At 71.2% G+C, this 20,387-nt stretch carries 15 protein-coding genes and 1 other RNA gene; 6 read left to right on the top strand and 10 right to left on the bottom strand.

Going from position 1 to position 20,387, the window contains the following annotated elements; genetic code table 11:
* Positions 1-159: 159 nt before the first annotated feature.
* Entirely contained in the window at positions 160-651 is a 492-nt protein-coding gene (rnhA, locus tag LZ017_RS02315) for a ribonuclease HI (RefSeq protein ID WP_241298426.1), read from the bottom strand.
* Entirely contained in the window at positions 648-1,436 is a 789-nt protein-coding gene (locus tag LZ017_RS02310) for a class I SAM-dependent methyltransferase (RefSeq protein WP_241298704.1), read from the bottom strand. Before LZ017_RS02310 ends, rnhA begins: the two co-directional genes overlap by 4 nt.
* A gap of 116 nt (positions 1,437-1,552) precedes the next feature.
* Between LZ017_RS02310 and gloB the strand changes: the two genes are divergently transcribed.
* A complete protein-coding gene (gene gloB / locus LZ017_RS02305) occupies positions 1,553-2,326 on the top strand; it encodes a hydroxyacylglutathione hydrolase (protein WP_241298703.1) in 774 nt (257 codons plus the stop codon).
* A complete protein-coding gene (locus LZ017_RS02300; protein ID WP_241298425.1) occupies positions 2,323-4,011 on the top strand; it encodes a transglycosylase SLT domain-containing protein in 1,689 nt (562 codons plus the stop codon). Before gloB ends, LZ017_RS02300 begins: the two co-directional genes overlap by 4 nt.
* Positions 4,012-4,765: 754 nt before the next feature.
* Here LZ017_RS02300 and LZ017_RS02295 read toward each other — a convergent pair.
* From LZ017_RS02295 to dnaX, 4 genes are read right to left on the bottom strand one after another with little or no spacing between them, the layout of a single operon-like run.
* Positions 4,766-5,158 (bottom strand): MAPEG family protein, encoded by a 393-nt coding sequence (locus LZ017_RS02295; RefSeq protein ID WP_241298424.1) that lies wholly within the window; start codon positions 5,156-5,158, stop codon positions 4,766-4,768.
* Between the two features lie 13 nt (positions 5,159-5,171).
* Entirely contained in the window at positions 5,172-5,759 is a 588-nt protein-coding gene (gene recR, locus LZ017_RS02290; RefSeq protein ID WP_241298423.1) for a recombination mediator RecR, read from the bottom strand.
* 6 nt (positions 5,760-5,765) lie between these two features.
* Positions 5,766-6,092, bottom strand: coding sequence for a YbaB/EbfC family nucleoid-associated protein (locus LZ017_RS02285; protein ID WP_241298422.1), 327 nt, complete (start codon positions 6,090-6,092; stop codon positions 5,766-5,768).
* 30 nt (positions 6,093-6,122) lie between these two features.
* Complete coding sequence (gene dnaX, locus LZ017_RS02280) at positions 6,123-8,345, bottom strand: DNA polymerase III subunit gamma/tau (RefSeq protein ID WP_241298421.1); 2,223 nt, start codon at positions 8,343-8,345, stop codon at positions 6,123-6,125.
* Positions 8,346-8,401: 56 nt separating this feature from the next.
* Here dnaX and LZ017_RS02275 point away from each other — a divergent pair, with 56 nt between their 5' ends.
* Together LZ017_RS02275 and LZ017_RS02270 are read left to right on the top strand one after the other, a co-directional pair.
* Complete coding sequence (locus LZ017_RS02275) at positions 8,402-9,526, top strand: AIR synthase-related protein (RefSeq protein ID WP_241298420.1); 1,125 nt, start codon at positions 8,402-8,404, stop codon at positions 9,524-9,526.
* 123 nt (positions 9,527-9,649) lie between these two features.
* Positions 9,650-10,027, top strand: a complete 378-nt coding sequence (locus tag LZ017_RS02270) for a SirB2 family protein (protein WP_241298419.1) — start codon at positions 9,650-9,652, stop codon at positions 10,025-10,027.
* Positions 10,028-10,067: 40 nt separating this feature from the next.
* Here the strand turns inward: LZ017_RS02270 and LZ017_RS02265 are convergent, their stop codons facing one another.
* Complete coding sequence (locus LZ017_RS02265; protein WP_241298418.1) at positions 10,068-10,517, bottom strand: hypothetical protein; 450 nt, start codon at positions 10,515-10,517, stop codon at positions 10,068-10,070.
* Positions 10,518-10,752: 235 nt separating this feature from the next.
* On the opposite strand from LZ017_RS02265, the gene ffs reads away from it, so the two are divergent.
* Both ffs and LZ017_RS02255 read left to right on the top strand, forming a co-directional pair.
* Positions 10,753-10,850, top strand: an RNA gene (gene ffs, locus LZ017_RS02260) — signal recognition particle sRNA small type.
* Positions 10,851-11,272: 422 nt separating this feature from the next.
* Entirely contained in the window at positions 11,273-11,875 is a 603-nt protein-coding gene (locus LZ017_RS02255) for a 2-hydroxychromene-2-carboxylate isomerase (protein WP_241298417.1), read from the top strand.
* 40 nt (positions 11,876-11,915) lie between these two features.
* Here LZ017_RS02255 and LZ017_RS02250 read toward each other — a convergent pair whose 3' ends face one another.
* The 3 genes from LZ017_RS02250 to hrpA all read right to left on the bottom strand — a co-directional run bounded on the left by LZ017_RS02250 (position 11,916) and on the right by hrpA (position 20,307).
* On the bottom strand, positions 11,916-14,324 hold the full coding sequence (locus LZ017_RS02250) for a serine/threonine protein kinase (RefSeq protein ID WP_241298416.1): 2,409 nt from the start codon (positions 14,322-14,324) through the stop codon (positions 11,916-11,918).
* Between the two features lie 37 nt (positions 14,325-14,361).
* On the bottom strand, positions 14,362-16,218 hold the full coding sequence (locus tag LZ017_RS02245) for a serine/threonine-protein kinase (RefSeq protein WP_241298415.1): 1,857 nt from the start codon (positions 16,216-16,218) through the stop codon (positions 14,362-14,364).
* A 162-nt stretch (positions 16,219-16,380) separates the two neighbouring features.
* Complete coding sequence (gene hrpA, locus LZ017_RS02240) at positions 16,381-20,307, bottom strand: ATP-dependent RNA helicase HrpA (protein ID WP_374109865.1); 3,927 nt, start codon at positions 20,305-20,307, stop codon at positions 16,381-16,383.
* Positions 20,308-20,387 lie beyond the last annotated feature (80 nt).

The raw sequence follows: 20,387 nt of genomic DNA, 5'->3' as shown, positions 1-20,387 counted from the left end.
GGCGTGCTGGGAGGGCTGCGTCGTGAGACGCGCACTGTAGCGGCTGCGGATACAAATTGCAGCCAAACCGCCGTGACATGCGCTCAAGCACGGAGACGGCGGCACGGACGGCGGAAACCGTGCGTCAAGCGCACCACCCCCCGCGCGGCGGCCCCGCTCTCAGCGCCGCGACAGGCTGGCGACGCCCTTGTTGGCCAGCGCGTCGGCGCGCTCATTGCCGGGATCGCCGGCATGGCCCTTGACCCAGCGCCAGTCCACCTCGTGCAGCCGGCGCAGCGCATCCAGGCGCTGCCACAGCTCGGCGTTCTTCACCGGCTTGCCGTCGGCGGTCTTCCAGCCGCGGCGCTGCCAGTTCACCAGCCATTCGGTCATGCCCTTGCGCACGTATTCGCTGTCGGTGTAGATCGTGATGCGGCAGCTGCGCTTGAGCGAGGCCAGCGCTTCGATCACCGCGGTGAGCTCCATGCGGTTGTTGGTCGTGCCCGGTTCGCCGCCGAACAGCTCCTTCTCGTGGCCGCCGCTGGAGAGCCAGGCGCCCCAGCCGCCCGGCCCCGGATTGCCCTTGCAGGCGCCGTCGGTGTAGATGGTGACCTGGGGCTTGGCGATCTTGGCCGGCGCGGTCTGCGGGGTCGGGTCTTGCGTGCTGCTCATGAATCCTGGGTGATGTCGCGGTGATGCTGCATGGCCACGGCCGGCGCGGTCTGGGCCTGGCGGCGGCGCTGGCGCAGCCGACCCACCAGGCGCATGCCATGCACCCGCTTGACCGCCACCACCAGATAGACCGCGCCCAGCACCGGCCACCAATGGGCGCCCAGCCGTTCCAACCCCTGCCAGCGCTGCAGCCATTTGTCGGACTGCAGCGGCGGCCGGTAGCCGCCGAAGCGCACCGTTTCCAGCTCCATGCCCAGCAGGCGCAGCCAGTCGCGCAGGCGCCAGTAGCCGATCAGCTCGGCCTCGCCGGGCAGGCGCGGCATGAAGAGCGGTGCCGGTGCGCCGGACAGCCGGCCACGCAAAAGCCCGAGATTCTGCCTGAGCGCCCACAGGCTGGCCGGGTTCAGGCCCAGGATCACCAGCCGCCCTTCAGGCCGCAGCACGCGCTCGACCTCGCGCAGGCAGCGGTGCGGGTCGGGCGCGCGCTCCAGCGTGTGCGGCAGCACGACCAGGTCCAGGCTGTCCTTGGGAAAGGGCAGCGCGTCAAACTCGCAATACAGCGAGAACAACTCCGACGCGCCGCCGGGCCAGGCATGGTCCACCGCCAGCCAGCGGCGCGGCATGCGGTTGGCGCGCAGGGCCTCCAGGTCGGGCATGCCCAGCTGCAGCGCATGGAAGCCGAAGCAGTCGGCCACCGCCAGGTCCAGCTGCGCCTGCGACCAGCCGCTCAGATAGCGCCCCGGCGGCGTCGCCAGCCAGGCGCTCCAGGATTGCCAGGCCGCCAGCGCGGGGTCGCCGCCTACAATATCCAGCTCGCTGCTCACCGGACGCACCGCTTCCTCTCGTGCCCGCCCCCATCGCCCCGTCCTCGCCCATGTCCGGTTGCGCCGCAGCGCCGCTGCTGGCGCTGCTGGCGCTGCCTGCGTTCGACGACAACTACATCTGGCTGCTGCATGACGGGGACCAGGCGCTGGTGGTGGATCCGGGCGACGCCGCGCCGGTGCGCGAGGCGCTGCACCGGCTCGGACTGCGCCTGACGGGCATTCTAGTGACCCATCACCATGGCGATCATGTCGGCGGTCTGGCGGCGCTCGCGGACCTGCTGCAGGGGCCCATCTGGGGCCCGGCGCGCGAAACCCTGCCGGTGCCCGTGACGCCCTGCAGCGAGGGCCAGGTCTTGCGCTGGGGCCGCCACACCTTCCAGGTGATCGAGGTGCCCGGTCACACCGCCGGCCACATCGCCTTCCTGCAGCTGGACGCCGCGCAGCCGCTGCTGTTCTGCGGCGACACGCTGTTCTCCGCCGGCTGCGGACGCCTGTTCGAAGGCACGCCCGCGCAAATGCATGCCAGCCTGCAGCGCCTGGCTGCCCTGCCCGGCGACGCGCGCGTGTGCTGCACGCATGAATACACCTTGTCGAATCTGCGATTTGCGCGGACCATAGAGCCCCAGAACGAGGCGGCCGCGCAACACGAGGCCTGGTGCCAGGCCCGGCGTGCGCAGCAGCTGCCCACCCTGCCCTCCACGCTGGCGTTGGAGCTCCGAATCAATCCCTTTCTCCGCTGCGGACAGCCGACGGTGCGCCGGGCCGCGCTGCAGCGGGACCCTCTGCTGGACCCTGAAGACGAGGCCGCGGTGTTCGCCTGCCTGCGGCAATGGAAGAACGAGTTCCGATGAATCAAGACCTGACCCTCGCCTCCCCCCTCCATGGCCCGCGCCGGGCACCCCGGCCGCGCCGCCTCCAGGCCCTGATCGCCGCGCTGCTTCCCACGCTGCTGGCCGCCTGCGCCAACCTGCCACAGCCGCCTCAAACCCCGCAGAACACCGCCGCGGGGCCCGTGGTGCGCGTGGTCCCTCCGGCGGCCACGCAGGCCGCGGCCGGCGCGACGCCCGCCACCCCGGCGGCCCTGGAGCAGTTGCTGCAAGACAACCTGGACCCCGAGGCGCGCATCGAACTGGGCAAACCCAGCGCCCGCGAAGACCTGTGGGCGCGCATTCGCCAGGGCATGGCCATGCCCGAGCTGGACAACGAGCTGGTGCGCAAGGCCGAGACCTGGTACTCCGAGCGCCCCGACTACGTGGCACGCATGACCGAGCGCAGCAGTCGCTACCTCTATCACATCGTCGAGGAAGTCGAGAAGCGCGGCATGCCCACCGAGCTGGCCCTGCTGCCCTTCATCGAAAGCGCCTTCCGCACCGACGCGCAATCCAGCGCGCGCGCGGTGGGCATGTGGCAGTTCATGCCCGCCACCGGGCGTGATTTCGACCTCAAGCAGAACATCTTCCGCGACGACCGCCGCGACGTGCTGGCCTCCACCCGCGCGGCCCTGGACTACCTGGGGCGGCTGAACAAGATGTTCGACGGCGACTGGCAGCTCGCGCTGGCCGCCTACAACTGGGGCCAGGGCAACGTGGCGCGCGCGATCGCGCGCAACCAGCGCGCCGGCCTGCCCACCGACTTCGACAACCTGCGCATGCCCGAGGAGACGCGCTACTACCTGCCCAAGCTGCAGGCGGTGAAGAACATCGTGCTGCGCCCCGAGTCCTTCGGCCTGGCGTTGCCGACGATTGCCAATCACCCCTTCTTCCTGTCGGTCAACATCGACCGCGACATCGACGTGGCGCTGGCCGCGCGCCTGGCGGGCATGAGCGAGGAGCAGTTCAAGCTCTTCAACCCGCAGATGAACAAGCCGGTGATCCTGGCCGCCAGCAGCGGCCAGGTGCTGCTGCCCTATGACAATGCGAGCGCCTTCGTGGAGGCGCTGGCCGCGCACCGTGGCCCCACGGCCAGCTGGACCGCCTGGGTCGTGCCCAGCACCATGAGCCCGGCCGAGGCGGCCAAGCGCCTGGGCATGGCCGAGGCTCAGCTGCGCGAGCTCAACCGCATTCCGCCGCGCATGCTGGTGAAGAAGGGGTCCACGCTGCTGGTGTCGCGCAGTGCCAAGCTCGACCAGGACGTGTCCGAGCACCTGGCCGACAACGCCACCATCGCGCTGGCGCCCGACGCGCCGCCGCTGCGCCGCGTGTCGCTGAAGGCCGGCAAGGGCGAGACCGTGGCCAGCGTCGCACGCCGCTACAAGCTCAGCGCGGCCCAGGTGGCGCAATGGAACAAGGTCGGCAGCCAGGCCGGCTTCAAGGCCGGCCAGACCGTGGTGCTGTGGTTGCCGCCGGGCAGCGGCGCCAGCACCCGCACGGCCGCGGCGACCCCGCCAGCGCGAGCCTCGGCCGGCAAGGCGACGAGCTCGCGCGCCAGCAGCGGCAGCACCCGCACTCGCGCGGCCAAGACCGCAGCCCGTGGCGGCGGTGGCCAGCAGGTGGCGGCCCAGGGCGGGCGGGCGATGACCCGCACGAGTCTGCGTTGATCTTGGCCGCGTCAGACGCGGCTGGCTGTGGGTTCTTTTGCGGCGGCCTGAGCCTGCTGGGTTCTTGCGGGCTCCGTGCGTTGAATCCTGTTTGCGCTCCCGCGCAGAGCCCGCCGGGTCCCGGCCCGGCAGCCGGGTAACTTTCTTCTGGGGGCCCAGAAGAAAGTCACCAAAGAAGAGGGCCTGAATGCGATTGGACCGAGCCCTGCGCTGAGCACCGCGTACTGCCCCGACAACCATCGGGGCGGCTCCACCGCTCAGGCCTTGAGTCGCTCGCCGGGTACGGCTCGACTCCACAGCGGGCCTCATGCCCCAGTTCGCTGACGCAGGAAGGCCTCCCGGCCCGGCTTCGGCCGCTGGCCCCTGCTCCCCAGAAAGCGACAACGACGCGTCGTGGCCTGCGTGGCTCGGTGACGAGTCGAGCCGTACCCGGCGAGCGGGTATCGAGGTGATGGTGTACGGGCTCGGTGGTGGTCGGGCCGGTGCGCGGTGTGTAGCGCAGTCCTCGGTCCAATCGCATTCAGGCCCTACTTTTGGTGACTTTTCCTGGGCCCGCAGGAAAAGTTACCCGGCTGCCGGGCCGGGACCTGGCGGGCTCTGCGCGGGAGCGCAACCCGCACTCAAGGCATTGCAGTCAAGGCATTGCAATCAAGCGACAGCCAGGGAAGGCAGAAGCCAAGGCAGTCCCAAGAGCAAGCCGCACTCGACTCGACTCGACCCGACCCGACGCGACACGCACCCACCCTCAGCCGCGTCAAATAAAAAACAACGCCACCGACACCCCGACCCCCAGCGCCCACACCAGGCTGCGCGCCGCCGGACGGTCCGCCAGATACAGCCCGATGTAGACCAGCCGCACGGCGATGAAGCCCAGCGCCAGCAGGTCCACCCGGTCCTGCGGCGCCTGGGATTGCTGGGCCACCAGCACCCCGGCGATGAACAGCGGCAGCGCCTCGAAGCCGTTGGCCTGCGCCGCATTGGCGCGCGCCTGCCAGCCGCTCTGGCGCGCCAGCCAGGCACGCGGGTCGTGGTTGTCGTAGCCGCCCTCGCGGCGGCGCTTGCCAAAGCCGCGCGACTTGGCCAGCGCGGCACAGGCCACGGGCAGCGCGGCGGCGACGAGGATGCAGAGGTTGGCAAGCGTGGTCATGCGTGCTCCCGGCTCAGGTGTCGCGCCGGTCCACCAGCGCATGGGCGATGGTGCCCAGGTCCACGTATTCGAGTTCGCTGCCGATCGGCACACCGCGTGCCAGCCGGGTGCTGCGCAGACCGCGCGCCTTCAGCGCCTCGGCCAGCACATGGGCGGTGGCCTCGCCCTCGGCGGTGAAGCTGGTGGCCAGGATCACCTCGCGGACCTGGCCGTCGCCGGCCCGCTGCAGCAGCTGCGCCGCGCCGATGTCGCGCGCGCCGATGCCGTCCAGCGGGCTCAGCCGCCCCTGCAGCACGAAGTAGTAGCCACGGTAGGAGCCGGTGCGCTCCATCGCCGCCTGGTCGGCCGGCGACTCGACGACGCACAGGAGGCTGGCGTCGCGCGTGCCGTCGGCGCAGACGGCGCAGATCGCGGTCTCACTGAAGGTGTGGCAGCGCTCGCAGTGGCGCACCTGCTCGGTCGCGGCGCGCAGCGCCTGGGCCAGTTGCTCGGCCGCCGGCCGGTCGTGCTGCAGCAGGTGGTAAGCCATGCGCTGGGCCGACTTCTGCCCCACCCCGGGCAGGCGCCGCAGCGCCTCGATCAGCTGGTCAAGCGCAGCCACGCGGGATCAGAAGGGGAACTTCATGCCCGGGGGCAGCGGCATGCCGGCGGTCAGCTTGGACATCTTCTCCTGGCTCACCTGCTCGGCACGGCGCACCGCGTCGTTGAACGCGGCGGCCACCAGGTCTTCCAGCATGTCCTTGTCGTCCGCCAGCAGGCTGGGGTCGATGGCGACGCGGCGCACATCGTGCTTGCAGGTCATGGTCACCTTGACCAGGCCGGCGCCGCTCTGGCCCTCGACCTCGACATTGCCCAGCTCTTCCTGCGCGCGCTTGAGGTTGTCCTGCATCGCCTGGGCCTGCTTCATCAGACCGGCGAGTTGGCCTTTCATCATGGTGTGCTCCGTACTTCGGTGTAGTGGGTGTCAGACTGGCTTGATCGAGCCGGGCAGGATGCGCGCGGTCTTGAAGCTCGCCAGCAGTTCTCGGACTTCGGGGTCCTCGAGGATGAGGGATTCGGCGTGGCGCTGCCGCGCGCGGGCCGCCATGGTATCGCGCAGCGCGGGGGAATCGGTGGCGCGCCCGGCCTCGATCTCCAGCAGCAGCGCATGGCCCAGGTGGGCCGCCAACGCGGCCTGCAGCTTGTCCTTCAGCGCCGGCTGGCGCAGCGACTCGCGCTCCACGCGCAGCCGCCACAGCGGCGGCTGGGCCTGTTCGTCGATGCCGATGCACTGCGCCTGCAGCGCCAGCTCGCGGGTCAGCGCGCTCAGCCCCAGCTGGGGCAGCAGCTGGGCCCAGCGCTCGCCCAGCGGCGTGGGCTCCAGCGCCACCTCGTCGCCCGCGGTGGACACATAGATGCCGCCACCGGCGTCGGGGCCGCCGTCGGGCAGCGAGGCCTCCAGCGCCAGGTCTTCGCCCGCCCCGGTGCCGGCCGAGAGCTCCTCGTCCATCGGCGGCGGACCGTCCAGCCAGGGCGGCGGCTCGTCACCCATTGGAGCGGCCGATGGCTCTTCGTCCTCGGCCGACACCGCCGGCGCGGCCACGCGTGGCCGCAGGCGGTCGCTGAAGCGCCGCGCGGGCGGCTCGGCGGACAAGGCCTCGGGACGCGAAGCCGGCCGTGCCGGCACCGGCGCCGCAGCGACGGGCGACGGCGCGGCAGGCGCTTCCTCGCGGGTCGGCTCGGCCACCGCCACCGGCGCCTGGGCCTCAGGCGGCTCGACAGGCTCAGCCACGGCCACGGCCGCAGCTTCGGCCTCCGCGACCGCTGCCGGCGGGGGCGCCAGGGCGGCTGCGGGTTCGAGGACAGGTTCAGGCGCCGGATTCGGGCGGGCCACCGCCTCGGTCGGCGCCACGGGCTCGGCCTTCAGGGGAACCGGTGCTTGCGGAGCCTCGGCCACCGGCGTCGCGGCAGGCTGCGGCCGGTCCGCGGCCACCGCGACGGCAGGCGGCTGCGACCTCAGCAGCGGCGCGGCGGCCGGCCGGGCGGTTGCGGCCGGGGCCGGCGTGGCCGCGGCGTTCAGCCCGCCGTCGGCGCGCTGCACCGGCGCGCCCTCGGGGCGAAAGGCCAGCATGCGCAGCAGCACCATGGTCAGGCCGGCGTATTCGTCGGGCGCCAGCGGCAGCTCCTGACGGCCATGCAGGGCCATGCTGTACATCAGCTGCAGCTCGTCGGCGGGCAGCCGGGCGGCCAGCGGCAACAGATCGGCCAGGTCGGGGTCCTGCGCGTCCAGCGCGCCGGGCGCGACCTGGGCCACGGCCAGGGTCTGCAGCGCCACCGCCAGGTCTTCCAGCGTGCCGGCGGCCGCCAGGCCCATGTCGCGCAGCCGGTCCGAGGCCGCGACCACCGCGGCGCCGTCGCCGGCGATCAGCGCATTCAGGATGGCCAGCACATGACCGCGGTCCACGCTGCCCAGCATCTGGCGCACGCCGGGCTCGGCCAGCTGGCCGGAGCCGAAGGCGATGGCCTGGTCGGTCAGCGACAGCGCGTCGCGCATCGAGCCGCGCGCCGCGCGCGCCAGCAGGCGCAGCGCACCGGGCTCGGCCGGCACGCCCTCGTTCGACAACACACGGGTCAGGTGTTCCAGCACGGTCTGTGGCGCCATGGGCCGCAGGTTGAACTGCAGGCAGCGCGACAGCACGGTGACCGGCACCTTCTGCGGGTCGGTGGTCGCGAGCACGAACTTCAGGTATTCCGGCGGCTCCTCCAGCGTCTTCAGCATCGCGTTGAACGCGGTGTTGGAGAGCATGTGGACTTCGTCGATCATGTAGACCTTGAAGCGCCCCACCACCGGCTTGTAGACCGCCTGGTCCAGCAGCTGCGAAATCTCCTCGACGCCGCGGTTGGACGCCGCGTCCAACTCCACATAGTCGACGAAGCGGCCCGAATCGATGTCGCGACAGGCCGCGCACTGGCCGCAGGGGTGGGCCGTGATACCGCCCTGGCCATCCGGCCCGGTGCAGTTCAGGCTCTTGGCCAGGATGCGCGACACCGTGGTCTTGCCGACCCCCCGGGTGCCGGTGAACAGATAGGCGTGGTGCAGCCGCTGTTGCGTCAGCGCATTGGCCAAGGCCTGGACCACATGCTCCTGGCCCACCAGCTCTTCGAAGCTGCGGGGGCGGTACTTGCGTGCGAGGACCTGGTAGCTCATGGCGGCGCATTCTACGGGGGCGGGTGCGCGGATTTGTCGGGAGATAATTGCGCCCCATGAGCACCCATGCCCCCTCCTCCGCCGGAACGCTGAGCTACGAACAAGCCGGCGTCAACTACGACCTGATCGACCCGCTGAAGATCAGCGCTCAGCGCGCCGCCGCCGCCACCGCCGGCCACCTGGCCGCCCACGGCTTCAGCGAGGTGAAGGCCTCGCGCGGCGAATCGGCCTATGTCGTGGACGTGGGGCCCTTCTACATCGCCTCCATCGTCGAATGCCTGGGCTCCAAGGCCCTGGTCGCCGACGAGATGGCCCGCCTGACCGGCAAGAGCTATTACGACGGCATCGCCCAGGACACCATCGCGATGGCGGTGAACGACCTGATCACCGTCGGCGCCACGCCGCTGGTGGTGCAGGCCTACTGGGCCGCGGGCGGGTCCGACTGGTTCGGCGACGCGCCGCGCGCACAGGCCCTGGTAGCCGGCTGGAAGAAGGCCTGCGATACCTGCCAGGTGGCCTGGGGCGGCGGCGAGACGCCCGCGCTGGCCGGCATCGTCGAGTCTGGCCGCATCGACCTGGCGGCTTCCTGCACCGGGCTGATCAACCCCAAAGAGCGCCTGTCGGTAGGCGACAAGCTGGCCGCCGGCGACGCCATCGTGCTGCTCGCCTCCAGCGGCATCCATGCCAACGGCCTGAGCCTGGCGCGCAAGCTGACCGAGCGCCTGCCGCAGGGCTACCTGACCGAGATCGCCCCAGGCCTGAGCTATGGCGACGCGCTGCTGGCGCCCACCGTGCTGTATTCCCCGGTCACCGAGGCGCTGTACAAGGCCGGCATCACGCCGCACTACTGCGCCAACATCACCGGCCATGGCTGGCGCAAGCTGCTGCGCCACCCGGGCCGCTTCACCTACCGCATCCATACCGTGCCGCCGGTCACGCCGGTGCTGAAGTTCATCCAGCAGCACGCGCAGCAGGATGACCGCGAGGCCTATTCCACGCTGAACATGGGCGCCGGCTTCGCGATCTTCGTGAAGGCCGACGAGGCGGCGCGCGTCGTCGAGGTGTCCAAGTCCTGCGGCATCGACGCCTGGGTGGCCGGCACGGTGGAAGACGGCGAGAAGCAGCTGCTGATCGAACCACTGTCCATCCGCTTCGGCGACGACGACCTGCAGCTGCGCTGAACGACGCGGGCAAGGACTGACCCCGCCCTCTCTGAGCGGCCGCCCCACGGGCGGCCCGCCTTGCGGGGCATTGACAGCGGCGCCGCCACTGGACAAGCTGCCTCCCACGGGGAGACAGACGACATGACCTGGTTCTACACGCAGATGGTGCAGATGCACGCCTTGCTCGCGTGGATCGGCATCGTCTTCTTTCTGATCCGCGGCATGGCCGTGCTGCTCGAAGCCGCCTGGGAGATGGACGACCGCGTGCGCCTGCTCGTCTTCGGCGTCGATGTGCTGCTGGTGATCAGCGGGCTGAGCCTCTGGGGCGCGCTGCAGTATTCGCCGCTGCGCGAAGGCTGGCTGGCCGCCAAGCTGATCGCGCTGATGCTCTACATCGCCTGCGCCCACTGGGCCATGGGGCGGCGCGCGCTGCGCCTGCCCGGCTATGTGCTGGGCCTGCTGGCGCTGGGCTATGTGATGGGGGTCTCTTACACCCGCAGCCCGTCGCTGGGCCTTTGAACTCGGCGCCGCGGGGCACGGGGCCAGGTCTTGCGCGCCCTCAGGCCTGCAGGCGCCAGCCCTGGCGCCACAGTTCCGCCAGCGCGGCCTCTTGCAGGCGCTGCAGCAGTTCGCCGCTGCGCACGCCGGCCAGCTCGCGCTGCGCCGGGCTCAGCCATTGCAGCGACGAGCCGCCGGCGCCCACGCGCCCGCGCAACAGCGCCAGCCGCCAGCCCGCGCGGCCGCCGCGCGGCACGGCACCGTCATCCGCCAGCACGCCCATCCAGTCGCCGCGCTGCAGCCGCCACGCGGCCGCCAGCACCAGGGCCGGCCGGGCATCCGGCGGCAGCGTGGCGACGACGTCGCCCCAGGGATCGATCAGCAGCGAGCGCTGCCGCGCCACCACGCGGGCGGCCAGCGACGCGCGGTGCAGACGGGACGGGGTGGTGGTGCGGGGCGCCTCGTGATGGTGGCGCGCCAGCAGCGCGTCGAATCGGGCCAGACCGTGCATGAAAAAACTCCGAGTGCCCAAACATCACCGGCGTTTGCCGGCCCTGGGCATCTCGGAGCCGCAACGCTTTAGCCGCATTTGGTAGACCGCCCGCAAGTAGTTGGTAAATCGGCGGTGCCCGGCATCGATGCCTGGGCTGGGCCGCATTCTACACGGCCCCGGCGCCCCTCGCCGCACCAGCCGTGCGCCCCCCGCATCCCTGAGGGAGCGCTGCACATGACATACAATGCGCGCTGACGGGCCTCCTCGCATGGAAGCGCGGCCAACCGGGTCAGGTGGGGAACCAAGCAGCCCTAACCGTTGTGACCAGTGCCGGGGGTAAGGCTCGTCAACCCCTCTTCCCCTGAATCCTTGCGCACCAGCAGCCTGGCGGTGGACAAGGACTTGAACGCGGCGGGTGTGTCAGTTCGGTGTGTCACCAGAGACAAGGTCTGAACATGACGGACAGCACCATCACCTGACCCCGAAAAAACCTCGAACGACTGCGCCGCGTTGCTGCGGTGGAACATCGATCTGGACGCGGGCTGAGCAACGCCTGCCCCTCTGCGACGGCGGAGGCAAGGGGGATCACTCCTGCCTTCGCGGAGGCTCCAACTCTGGAGCATGGCGCCAAGAAGAAGTCCCCCTAAGTCTTCCGCTGACGTCCGCGAGCGCGCCGGCCGTTCACCGGCCACCATCCGCGGCCGGCGCCACACGGCTTCTACAATGCGCCCGCCCTCGGCGCCGCCGAGGCGTTCTCACCCCAGGGAGTCCGCATGTCCGCGCCGATCGACTTTTATTTCGACTTTGCCTCGCCCTATGGCTATATCGCGTCGCAGGCGATCGACGAGCTGGCGGCGCGGCATGGCCGCGCGGTGAACTGGCATGCGATTGTGCTGGACGCGAACTTCCAGTCGCTGGAACGCATCCGCATCCCCAGCAGCGTGATGCGCAGCGACTACATCCGCCGCGATGTGGAGCGCCTGGCCGCATTCATGGGCGTGCCCTACAAGACGCCGGGCACGCTGGGCCTGCACACGGACCTGGCGGCGCGGGTGTTCCACGTGCTGAACGACCGCGACCCGCAGCAGGGCCGCGCATTCGCGCATGCGGTGTACCGGGCCTATTTCGTCGAGGACCGCAACATCGCGCAGATGGACGTGCTGCAGTCGCTGTGCGCCGCACAGGGCATGGCCGCGGACGAGCTGGGCGCGATCGCGACGGACGCGGGTGCCCGCGCGCGGCTGAAGGCCGAGGTGGATCTGGCGGAGGCGCGCGGGGTGTTCGGCTCGCCCTTCTTCATCGTCGAGGGGGAGCGCTTCTGGGGCAACGACCGGCTGCCGCAGCTGGAACGCTGGCTGGCCAGCGGCCCGTACTGATGGCCCCGGCCGGCGCACCGGGCGCCGCGCGGCCGCGATTTCAGCCGGCCTGCTTGAAGGCCATCACCGCCTGGTTGCGCAGCGTGCGCAACAGCGACAGCTCTTTCTCGTCCAGGTCGATGCTGCCGGCGCGCAGCTTGTCGGCATAGATCATCGCGAAGGGCGCGCCGCGCAGGCTCATGGGCAGGATCAGGAAGCTGGCCGCGCGCACCGGCCCGCTGAACCACGCGGGCAGGCGCTCGGCAATGCGGGGCTGCGAGGCGTCGGCGATCAGCGTGTCCACGCCCTTGGCGCAGACGGCTGCGAACAGGTCGGCGGGCTGACCCGCGGGCAGGCGCAGCGGCACGCGGAACTGCGTCACAACCGATTCGACGTCCTCGCCCAGCCCGAAGCGGCCCAGCAGGGTCTCGGTCCGCGGATCGCGCAGGCAGAACACGACACGCCGGAAGCCCAGGCCGCGGTACATGGTCTCCAGGATCATGCGCAGCACCTCGTTGAGGCGGAAGTTCTCCACCATGGCGTTGGTGATGTCCTGGATGCCGTCGGCCAGGGTCTGCGCCGCTTGCTCGCGGCTGATGCGCGGCTGCATGTCCATGCGCAGCGTGTGCTCCTGCACGGCCGCGTCTAGCTCCAGCGGCGACAGGCTGTCCTCCAGCGTGGGCTGCAACGGCGCCAGCAGGCGCAGCGCCGCCGAGCCCTTGGGCAGTTGGATGTCCATGGCCTGCGCCATCTGCGTCAGGCGCTGGCGCGCCGCGTCGGCGGCCTGCACCAGGGTCTGCGGTTCGACGCCCAGCGCGCGCGCATAGCGCTGGCCCAGCGCGCGCAGCCGCGCATGGGCCTCGGCCGGATCGGTCAGCAAGATGAGCTCGGCGACGTCGTTGGCGGCGCGCGCGACCCAGCGCAGGCGCTCGGGCGGCGCGTCGATGCGCCGCATCGGCACCTCGCCCTCGGGCCGGCGCATGCTGCGCTGAAGACTGTCGGGCAGGCCCCACTGGCGCGCCACGCCCAGGCCCAGCTGCTCATAGCTCAGCCCCAGCACCTGCAGCGAGGCCAGCGCCTCGCCCACCGGGGGCGCCGCGCGGTCGCCGCTGCCGCGCTCGGGCCGCAGCAGGCGGCGCACCTGCGAGGCCTCCTCGGGCAGGTAGAACTCGGTGAGCACGCGACCCAGGTTCTGGAACATCGCGGCAAGAAAGGACTCCTCGCCCTCGCCCGCGCCGGCCATCAGCTCGCGCGCCAGCGAACCGGCCATCAGCAGGCGCAGGTATTCCTCGCGCAGGCGCTGCGCATGGGCCTTGTTCTCCATGCGCTCCAGCAGCACCAGCGACAGCGCCAGGTTGCGGATGCCGCCGAAGCCGATCAGCGCCACCGCGCGCGAGACGGTGTTGATGCTGCCGCCGCCCGCATGGCTGAACTGCACGGTGTTGACCAGGCGCAGCAGCTTGTGGGTCAGCGCCACGTCCTTGAGGATTTCATTGGACAGGCTGGAGAGGCTTTCGCTCTCGGACTCGGCCAGTCGCTGGATGCGCGTCACCGCGTCGGCCATGGCCGGGAAGTCGCTCTTGTGGCGCATGCGGCGCAGCAGGAAGTCCAGCGTCGCGGTGTCGCCCGCCTGCGGGGCCGGTTCGGCGGCCGGGTGCAGCCAGGCGGCCAGCGCGTCGTGGAAGCTGCGCGCGTCGGGCCAGCGCAGCGCCTTGTCGCGCGCCAGGCCGCGCTGCAGGAGCGCGCGCAGCGCGTCGTCGGCGTCGGGGCCCAGGTCGGCGGGCAGGGTCAGGTCTTGCTCCGTCACGCGGCGCACCGCGGCCCAGGGATCGGGGTCCTTGTTCAGGCGCTGGCCGGAGAGCATCTCGGCCAGCATGATGGCCGCGGCGAACACGTCCATTGCCGGATGCGGCGGCTCGCCACGCGCCGCCTCGGGCGAGATGTAGCCGGGCGTGCCGACCACGCGCTGCGGCCGCGCCGCGTCGTCGAGCCGGGCGGCGATGCCGAAGTCCATCACGCGCGGGCGGCCCTGGGCGTCGAGCAGGATGTTGCTGGGCTTGAGGTCTCGGTGCACCACGCCAGCCGCATGCGCGGCCCGCAGCCCGTCCAGCACGCCCAGCATCAGGCCGACGGCCTCGCGCGCGGGCAGACGGCCCTGGCGGCGCAGACGCTCGGCCAGCGTGCCGCCGGGCACGTACTCGAAGACCATGTAGGCCTGGCCGGCGGCCATGTCGGCCTCGAACACCGGCACGATGTTGGAATGGGTGAGCCGGCTCACCGCGCGCGCCTCGGCCAGCCAGGCGTCGACGCTGGCGCGGTCCACGCCCTGCAGCACCTTGACGGCGACCTCGCGGTCCAGGCGAGGATCGTGCGCCAGCCAGACCGAGGCCTGCGCCCCCTGCCCCAGCCGCTTCAGCAGCCTGAAGCGACCCAGCGCGGGCGGCAGCGAACCGTCGGCCGGCAAGCTCATCGCGCCGCTCCGCGCCGCAAGGCCTGTCGGGCCGGGTTCATGAGGGCGCCCTTCCCGTGCCGGTGTCGGGCGGCGTTTCGGCCAGCCGGCCCTCGGCCGGCGGCGTGCCACGGTCGCGCAGGCTGGAGCGGCGCGGGCGCTCGTCCTCCGCGGCGGGCAGGGACGACAGCGTGTCGTCCTCGGCGGGCGCGGCGGAGCGCAGCGTGGCCGGCGGGTAGACCGCCTCCATGACCTCGCGCAGGCCCAGCCCCAGCGAGCGCGCGTAGCGCCGCGTGGCCATCTCGAGCGCGAGCTGGCGCTTGGTTTCGGTCAGGGTCAGCGCCTCCACCAGCTCGGCCGCCAGGCTGCAGGTCAGGCGCAGCAGCTCGGCATCGCCATGGGCGCCGCGCACCGGCATTTCGGGTGGCTGGCGCCGCATCATGTGCAGCACCTCGTCGTCGAAGCCCCAGTAGCGCGCCACCGAGATGCCCATGCTCTCGATGTCGCAGCCCAGCACCGCGTAGGCGGCCGACAACTCGGGCATGCCGCGCGGGTTGGGCTGTTCGGGCGTGGGCTCGGGCGGCTGCATCAGCTGGCGGATCTGTGCCGCGTCGTCGGGGAAGTGGTACTGCACCAGCAGCCGGCCCAGGTTCTGCAGCAGCGCGATCAGGTAGACCACCTCGGCGTCGTAGCCGGCCGGGCGCAGCGCCTGCGCCACCTGGCCGATGCGGTGCACGCGGCGCATCTGCGAATGCATGAAGACGGCCTGGGTGTCGTTGAGGATGCCGGGCCAGGGCTTGAGCGCGCGCGCCGCCTGCTGCAGGCCATTGAGCCCCAGCATCGCGATCGCGCGCTGCATGTTCAGCACCGAGCCGCTGGCCGCGCCCTGCTGCTTCAGCGTCAGGTTCACACGGCGCAGCAGCTCCAGGCTCAGCCCCATGTCCTTGAGCGCCAGCGCGGCCAGCTCGCTGGCATGCTGCGATTCCATCGCCCCGCCCAGCGTGACGCTCAGCGAGCGCCCCGAGGTGGTGGGCAGGTGGCCATAGCGCTGCAGCTTGTCCTTCAGCAGCGCGATCGCGCCGCCCTCCTCGTGCATGCTGGCCTGCAGCCAGCCATCCAGCGCGCGCAGAAAGCTGCGCGCCAGGTGGTAGCGCTGCCGCGCCTGGCGGTCGCTGGCGCGGTTGACGATGGCGCGCAGCGGGTCGGGGATGGGGTGCGGCGTCTCCCAGCCCAGGCGCACCAGCTCCTGGCCGCGCGGCGGCATGCGCTGCAGCACCAGCTGCAGGTCGGCTTCGTCCAGCACCGGGCGGCCGGACAGCAGCCGGTGCAGCACCAGGCCCATGCACAGCACGTCCTCCTCGGCCGCCTCGCGCTGGGCCAGGCGGCTCTGCGCGCCGTACTCGGCCTCGCTGGCGCCCGGGTCCTGGGCCACCTCCAGGCCGATGAGACGGACCTGGTTGGCCGCGTCGATCAGCAGGTGGCCGGGCTGGATGTCGCGGTGCACATGGCCGGCCTCGTGGGCGAAGGCCAGGCCCTCCAGCGCCTGCGCGATCCACTGCGCGGCGTCGGCGGGCGTGGGCGGGCCGGTGCGGGCCAGGCGCTCTTCCAGCGTCTCGCCCAGCGCGCGGTCGTAGGCGATGTAGGGCCAGGGGTCGACACGGCCCACCTCCACCGCATGGGCCAGGTGGGGATGCTGGACGCGCGCCGCGTTGTCGGCGGAGCGCCGCCATTGCTCGTAGGCCGCCTCGCTGGCCGGCTTGTTGCGCGGCAGGCAGAGCAGCTGCTCCTGCTGCACCCTCGGGTCGAACACGCGCCACAGCATGCTGCGTTCGGTCTTGCCGATCAGCGCGCGCAATTCGAAGCGGCCGAACAGCCGCATCGCGGACGGTGAAGAAGTGGGCGAGGAATCAGACACGGTCAGGACCGGACCGCGAAGGCCAGGGAGGTATTTGTAACGATTGGACCCAATTCCACCCGGCAGCGCCAGGGGGAAACAGCGGTCATTTTCCTGCCAGTTCCTGACGGTCGCGGCGGCGCCACAGCGGCCGCCCTCGCGGACGGCGGCTGTGGCAGGCGGCTAGTGGCTGAGCTGGGTCCAGACCTTGTCCAGCCGCTTCACGCTGACCGGCTGCGGCGTGCGCAGCTCCTGCGCGAAGAGACTGACACGCAGCTCCTCCAGCTGCCAGCGGAAGTCGTCCAGCCGCGCATCGGCCGCGCCCTTGAGCTCGGCGACGCGGCGCTGCCAGCGCTGCTCCAGCGGCTTGATCTCGCCCATCAGCTTGGCGTCGCGGGCGGCATCGGCGCGCAGCTTGTCCAGGCGCAGGGTCACGGCCTTCAGATAGCGCGGATAGTGCTGCAGCTGGGCCCAGGGGGTCTTGTGCACGAAAGCCTTGGGCATCAGGCGCTGCAGCTGGGCCTGGAGGTCCTCGGCCACGTCCTTGGGCGGGCGCGCGTCCTTGAGCTTGCGCAGCGCGGCCTGGTACTCGACCAGCACGGTGCCGGCCAGGCGGGCGACTTCCTGCGCGATCAGGTTCAGGCGGCTGCGCCCTTCCTCCAGCCTGGCCTTGAACTGGAATTCGTCGCTGGGCAACGGATCGGCGAGGAAGGCGCGCTCCAGCGCCACGCCGATGATCTGGTCGCGCAGCTCCTCGGCGGTGCCCAGGCTCATGTAGGCCACGGCCATGCGCTGCAGGTCGGGGATGTTCTTCTCGAGGAACTTGAGCGGCTCCTTCAGCTGCAGCGCGAGCAGCCGGCGCAGGCCGGCGCGGTGCTTCTGCGCGGCGAGCTCGGGTTCGTCGAAGACCTCGATCTCCACATGCGTGCCCTTGTCGATCAGCGCGGGGAAGCCGATCAGGGTCTGGTTGCCGCGGCGCACCTCCATCAGCTCGGGCAGCTCGCCGAAGGTCCAGGCGGTATAGGCCTGGCTGGCGTCGCGCGGCGGCGGGCCTTTGGGCGCGGGCGGCTTGATCTCGGCGCGGATGCCGCGGCCCGCGGGCGGTGCCGGCACGGGCCCGGCCTCGGCGGACTGGGCGGCCGGCGCGGGCGGGTCGCGCTTGAGCACCGCGAGCGCCTGGAAGGCGGAGCGCGCCTGCGCACCCAGCTCGGCCTTCAGCGCCGCGAGGTTGCGCCCCATGCCCAGCTGGCGGCCATGTTCGTCCACCACGCGGATGTTCATGAACAGGTGCGGCGGCACCTGTTCCAGCTTGAAGTCGTTGCGCTGCACCGCGATCTGGCTGCGCTCGCGCACGGCCTTGATGAGCAGTTCCATCAGGTTGCCCTGCGCGAAGGGATGCAGCTCGACGAATTCGGCGACGAAGTCCGGCAGCGGCGTCAGTCGCGCCCGCGGCTTCTGGTACAGGCTCTTCAGCAAGGCCATCAGCTTGGCCTCCAGCATGCCGGGCACCAGCCAGTCGCAGCGCTCCTCGCTGACCTGGTTGAGCGCGAAGATGGGCACGCTGACGGTGACGCCGTCGCGCGCGTCGCCGGGCTCGTGCAGGTAGCTGGCGCTGCAGTCGACGCCGCCCAGGCGCAGGGTCTTGGGGAAGGCATTGCTGGTGACGCCCGCGGCCTCGTGGCGCATCAGCTCCTCGCGCTCCAGCATCAGCAGGCGCGGATGGGCCCGGCTCGCCTCGCGGTACCACTTCTCCAGGCTCGCGCCCGAGCAGACCTCGGCGGGCAGGTGCTCGTCGTAGTAGGCGTAAATCAGTTCCTCGTCCACCAGCACATCCTGGCGGCGCGACTTGTGCTCCAGCTCCTGGACCTTGGCGACCTGCTTCTGGTTGTGCGCCAAAAAGGGCAGCCGGGTCTCCCATTCGCCGTTGACCAGGGCCTCGCGGATGAAGATCTCGCGCGCGGCGACCGGGTCGACGCGGCCGAAGTTCACGCGCCGGTTGTTGTACACGACGATGCCGTACAGCGTGGCGCGCTCCAGCGCGATGACCTCGGCGGCCTTCTTCTCCCAGTGCGGCTCCAGCAGCTGGGTCTTGAGCAGATGGCCGGCCAGCGGCGCGATCCAGTTGACGTCGATCGCGGCGATGCCGCGGCCGAACAGCCGCGTGGTGTCGACCAGCTCGGCGGCGACGATCCAGCGGCCGGGCTTCTTGCTCAGGTGGGCCCCGGGATGACGCCAGAACTTGATGCCGCGCGCGCCGAGGTACCACTCGTCGTCGTCGGCCTTGCAGCCGATGTTGCCCAGCAGGCCGGCGAGCATGGACAGGTGCACCTGGTCGTAGGTGGCCGGGCTGGCGTTGAGCCGCCAGCCATGCTCGGCCACCACGGTATGCAGCTGCGAATGGATGTCGCGCCATTCGCGCACGCGGCGCGGGCTGACGAAATGCTCGCGCAGCAGCTGTTCCTGCTTGCGATTGGAGAGCCGGTGCTCACCCTCGCCGCCGCGGCTGTCGGCGATCCACTTCCACAGCTTGAGGTAGCCCATGAACTCCGAGCGTTCGTCGTCGAACTTCTTGTGCTTCTCGTCGGCCTGTTGCTGCTGCTCCAGCGGACGGTCGCGCACGTCCTGACCGGAGAGCGCGCTGGCGATCACCAGCACCTCGGTCAGCGCGTCGCGCCGGCGTGCCTCCAGGATCATGCGGCCCACGCGCGGGTCCAGCGGCAGCTTGGAGAGCTCGCGCCCGATCTCGGTCAGCTCGTTGCGCTCGTCCACCGCGCCCAGCTCGGCGAGCAGCTGGTAGCCGTCGGCGATGGCCTTGCGCGGCGGCGGCTCGATGAAGGGAAAGTCCTCCACCTGCCCCAGGTGCAGCGCCTTCATGCGCAGGATCACGCCGGCCAGCGAGGAGCGCAGGATCTCCGGGTCGGTGAAGCGCGGGCGCTCGTTGAAGCTCTTCTCGTCGTAAAGGCGGATGCAGATGCCGTTGGCCACGCGGCCGCAGCGGCCGGCGCGCTGGTTGGCGGCCGCCTGGCTGATGGGCTCGATCTGCAGCTGCTCGACCTTGTTGCGGTAGCTGTAGCGCTTGACGCGCGCCAGGCCCGGGTCGACCACGTAGCGGATGCCGGGCACGGTCAGCGAGGTCTCGGCGACGTTGGTCGCCAGCACGATGCGCCGCTGGCCATGGGGCTGGAAGACGCGGTCCTGCTCCTGCTGCGACAGGCGCGCGAACAGCGGCAGGATCTCCACGCCCGGCGGGTGGTGCTTGCGCAGTGCCTCGGCGGCCTCGCGGATCTCGCGCTCGCCGGGCAGGAAGACCAGCACGTCGCCGCTGCCGCCGGCCTCGCGCCACAGCTCGTCGACGGCGTCGCAGATCGCGTCGTTGAGGTCGTAGTCCTTGGATTCCTCATAGGGCCGGTAGCGCTGCTCCACCGGGAAGGTCCGGCCCGAGACCATGATGACCGGCGCCGGCCCCTTGATGCTGGCGAAATGGTTGGCGAAGCGCTCGGCGTCGATGGTGGCCGAGGTGACGATGACCTTCAGGTCCGGCCGGCGTGGCAGGATCTCGCGCAGGTAGCCGAGCAGGAAGTCGATGTTCAGGCTGCGCTCGTGGGCCTCGTCGATGATCAGCGTGTCGTAGGCCTTGAGCAGCGGATCGGTCTGCGTCTCGGCGAGCAGGATGCCATCGGTCATCAGCTTGACGCTGGCGCCGGGCTGCAGCCGGTCCTGGAAGCGCACCTTGTAGCCCACCACCTCGCCCAGCGGGGTGTTGAGTTCTTCGGCGATGCGCTTGGCGACGCTGGACGCGGCGATGCGCCGCGGCTGGGTGTGGCCGATCAGGCCGCCGCCCTGCGCCAGCCCGCGGCCCAGGGCCAGCGCGATCTTGGGCAGCTGCGTGGTCTTGCCGGAGCCGGTCTCGCCGCAGACGATGATGACCTGATGCTCGGACAGCAGCCGCGCGATCTCCTCGCGCCGGCTGGAAACGGGCAGCGACTCGGGGAACGAGATGGGCGGGACCGGATTGGCCGGCCGTGGCGCTCGGGCTGCGGGGGCCGGTTGGCGGCGCCGCTCGGCGGCGCGCGCGGGGCGGGCCTGGGGCTTGTTGTGTTCTTCACTCACGGGGCCGGGATTATCCCGCGCGGCGCCGGGCCCGGCCGCTAGTCAGGTTTGGCCTCGCACGCGCGGTACCCGCAGCCGGG

The sequence above is a fragment of the Pelomonas sp. CA6 genome (genome assembly GCF_022549225.1).
Lineage (GTDB): Bacteria > Pseudomonadota > Gammaproteobacteria > Burkholderiales > Burkholderiaceae_C > Roseateles.
Note: the sequence above shows the minus strand (reverse complement) of the source record. Positions and strands in the feature narration are given on the sequence as shown.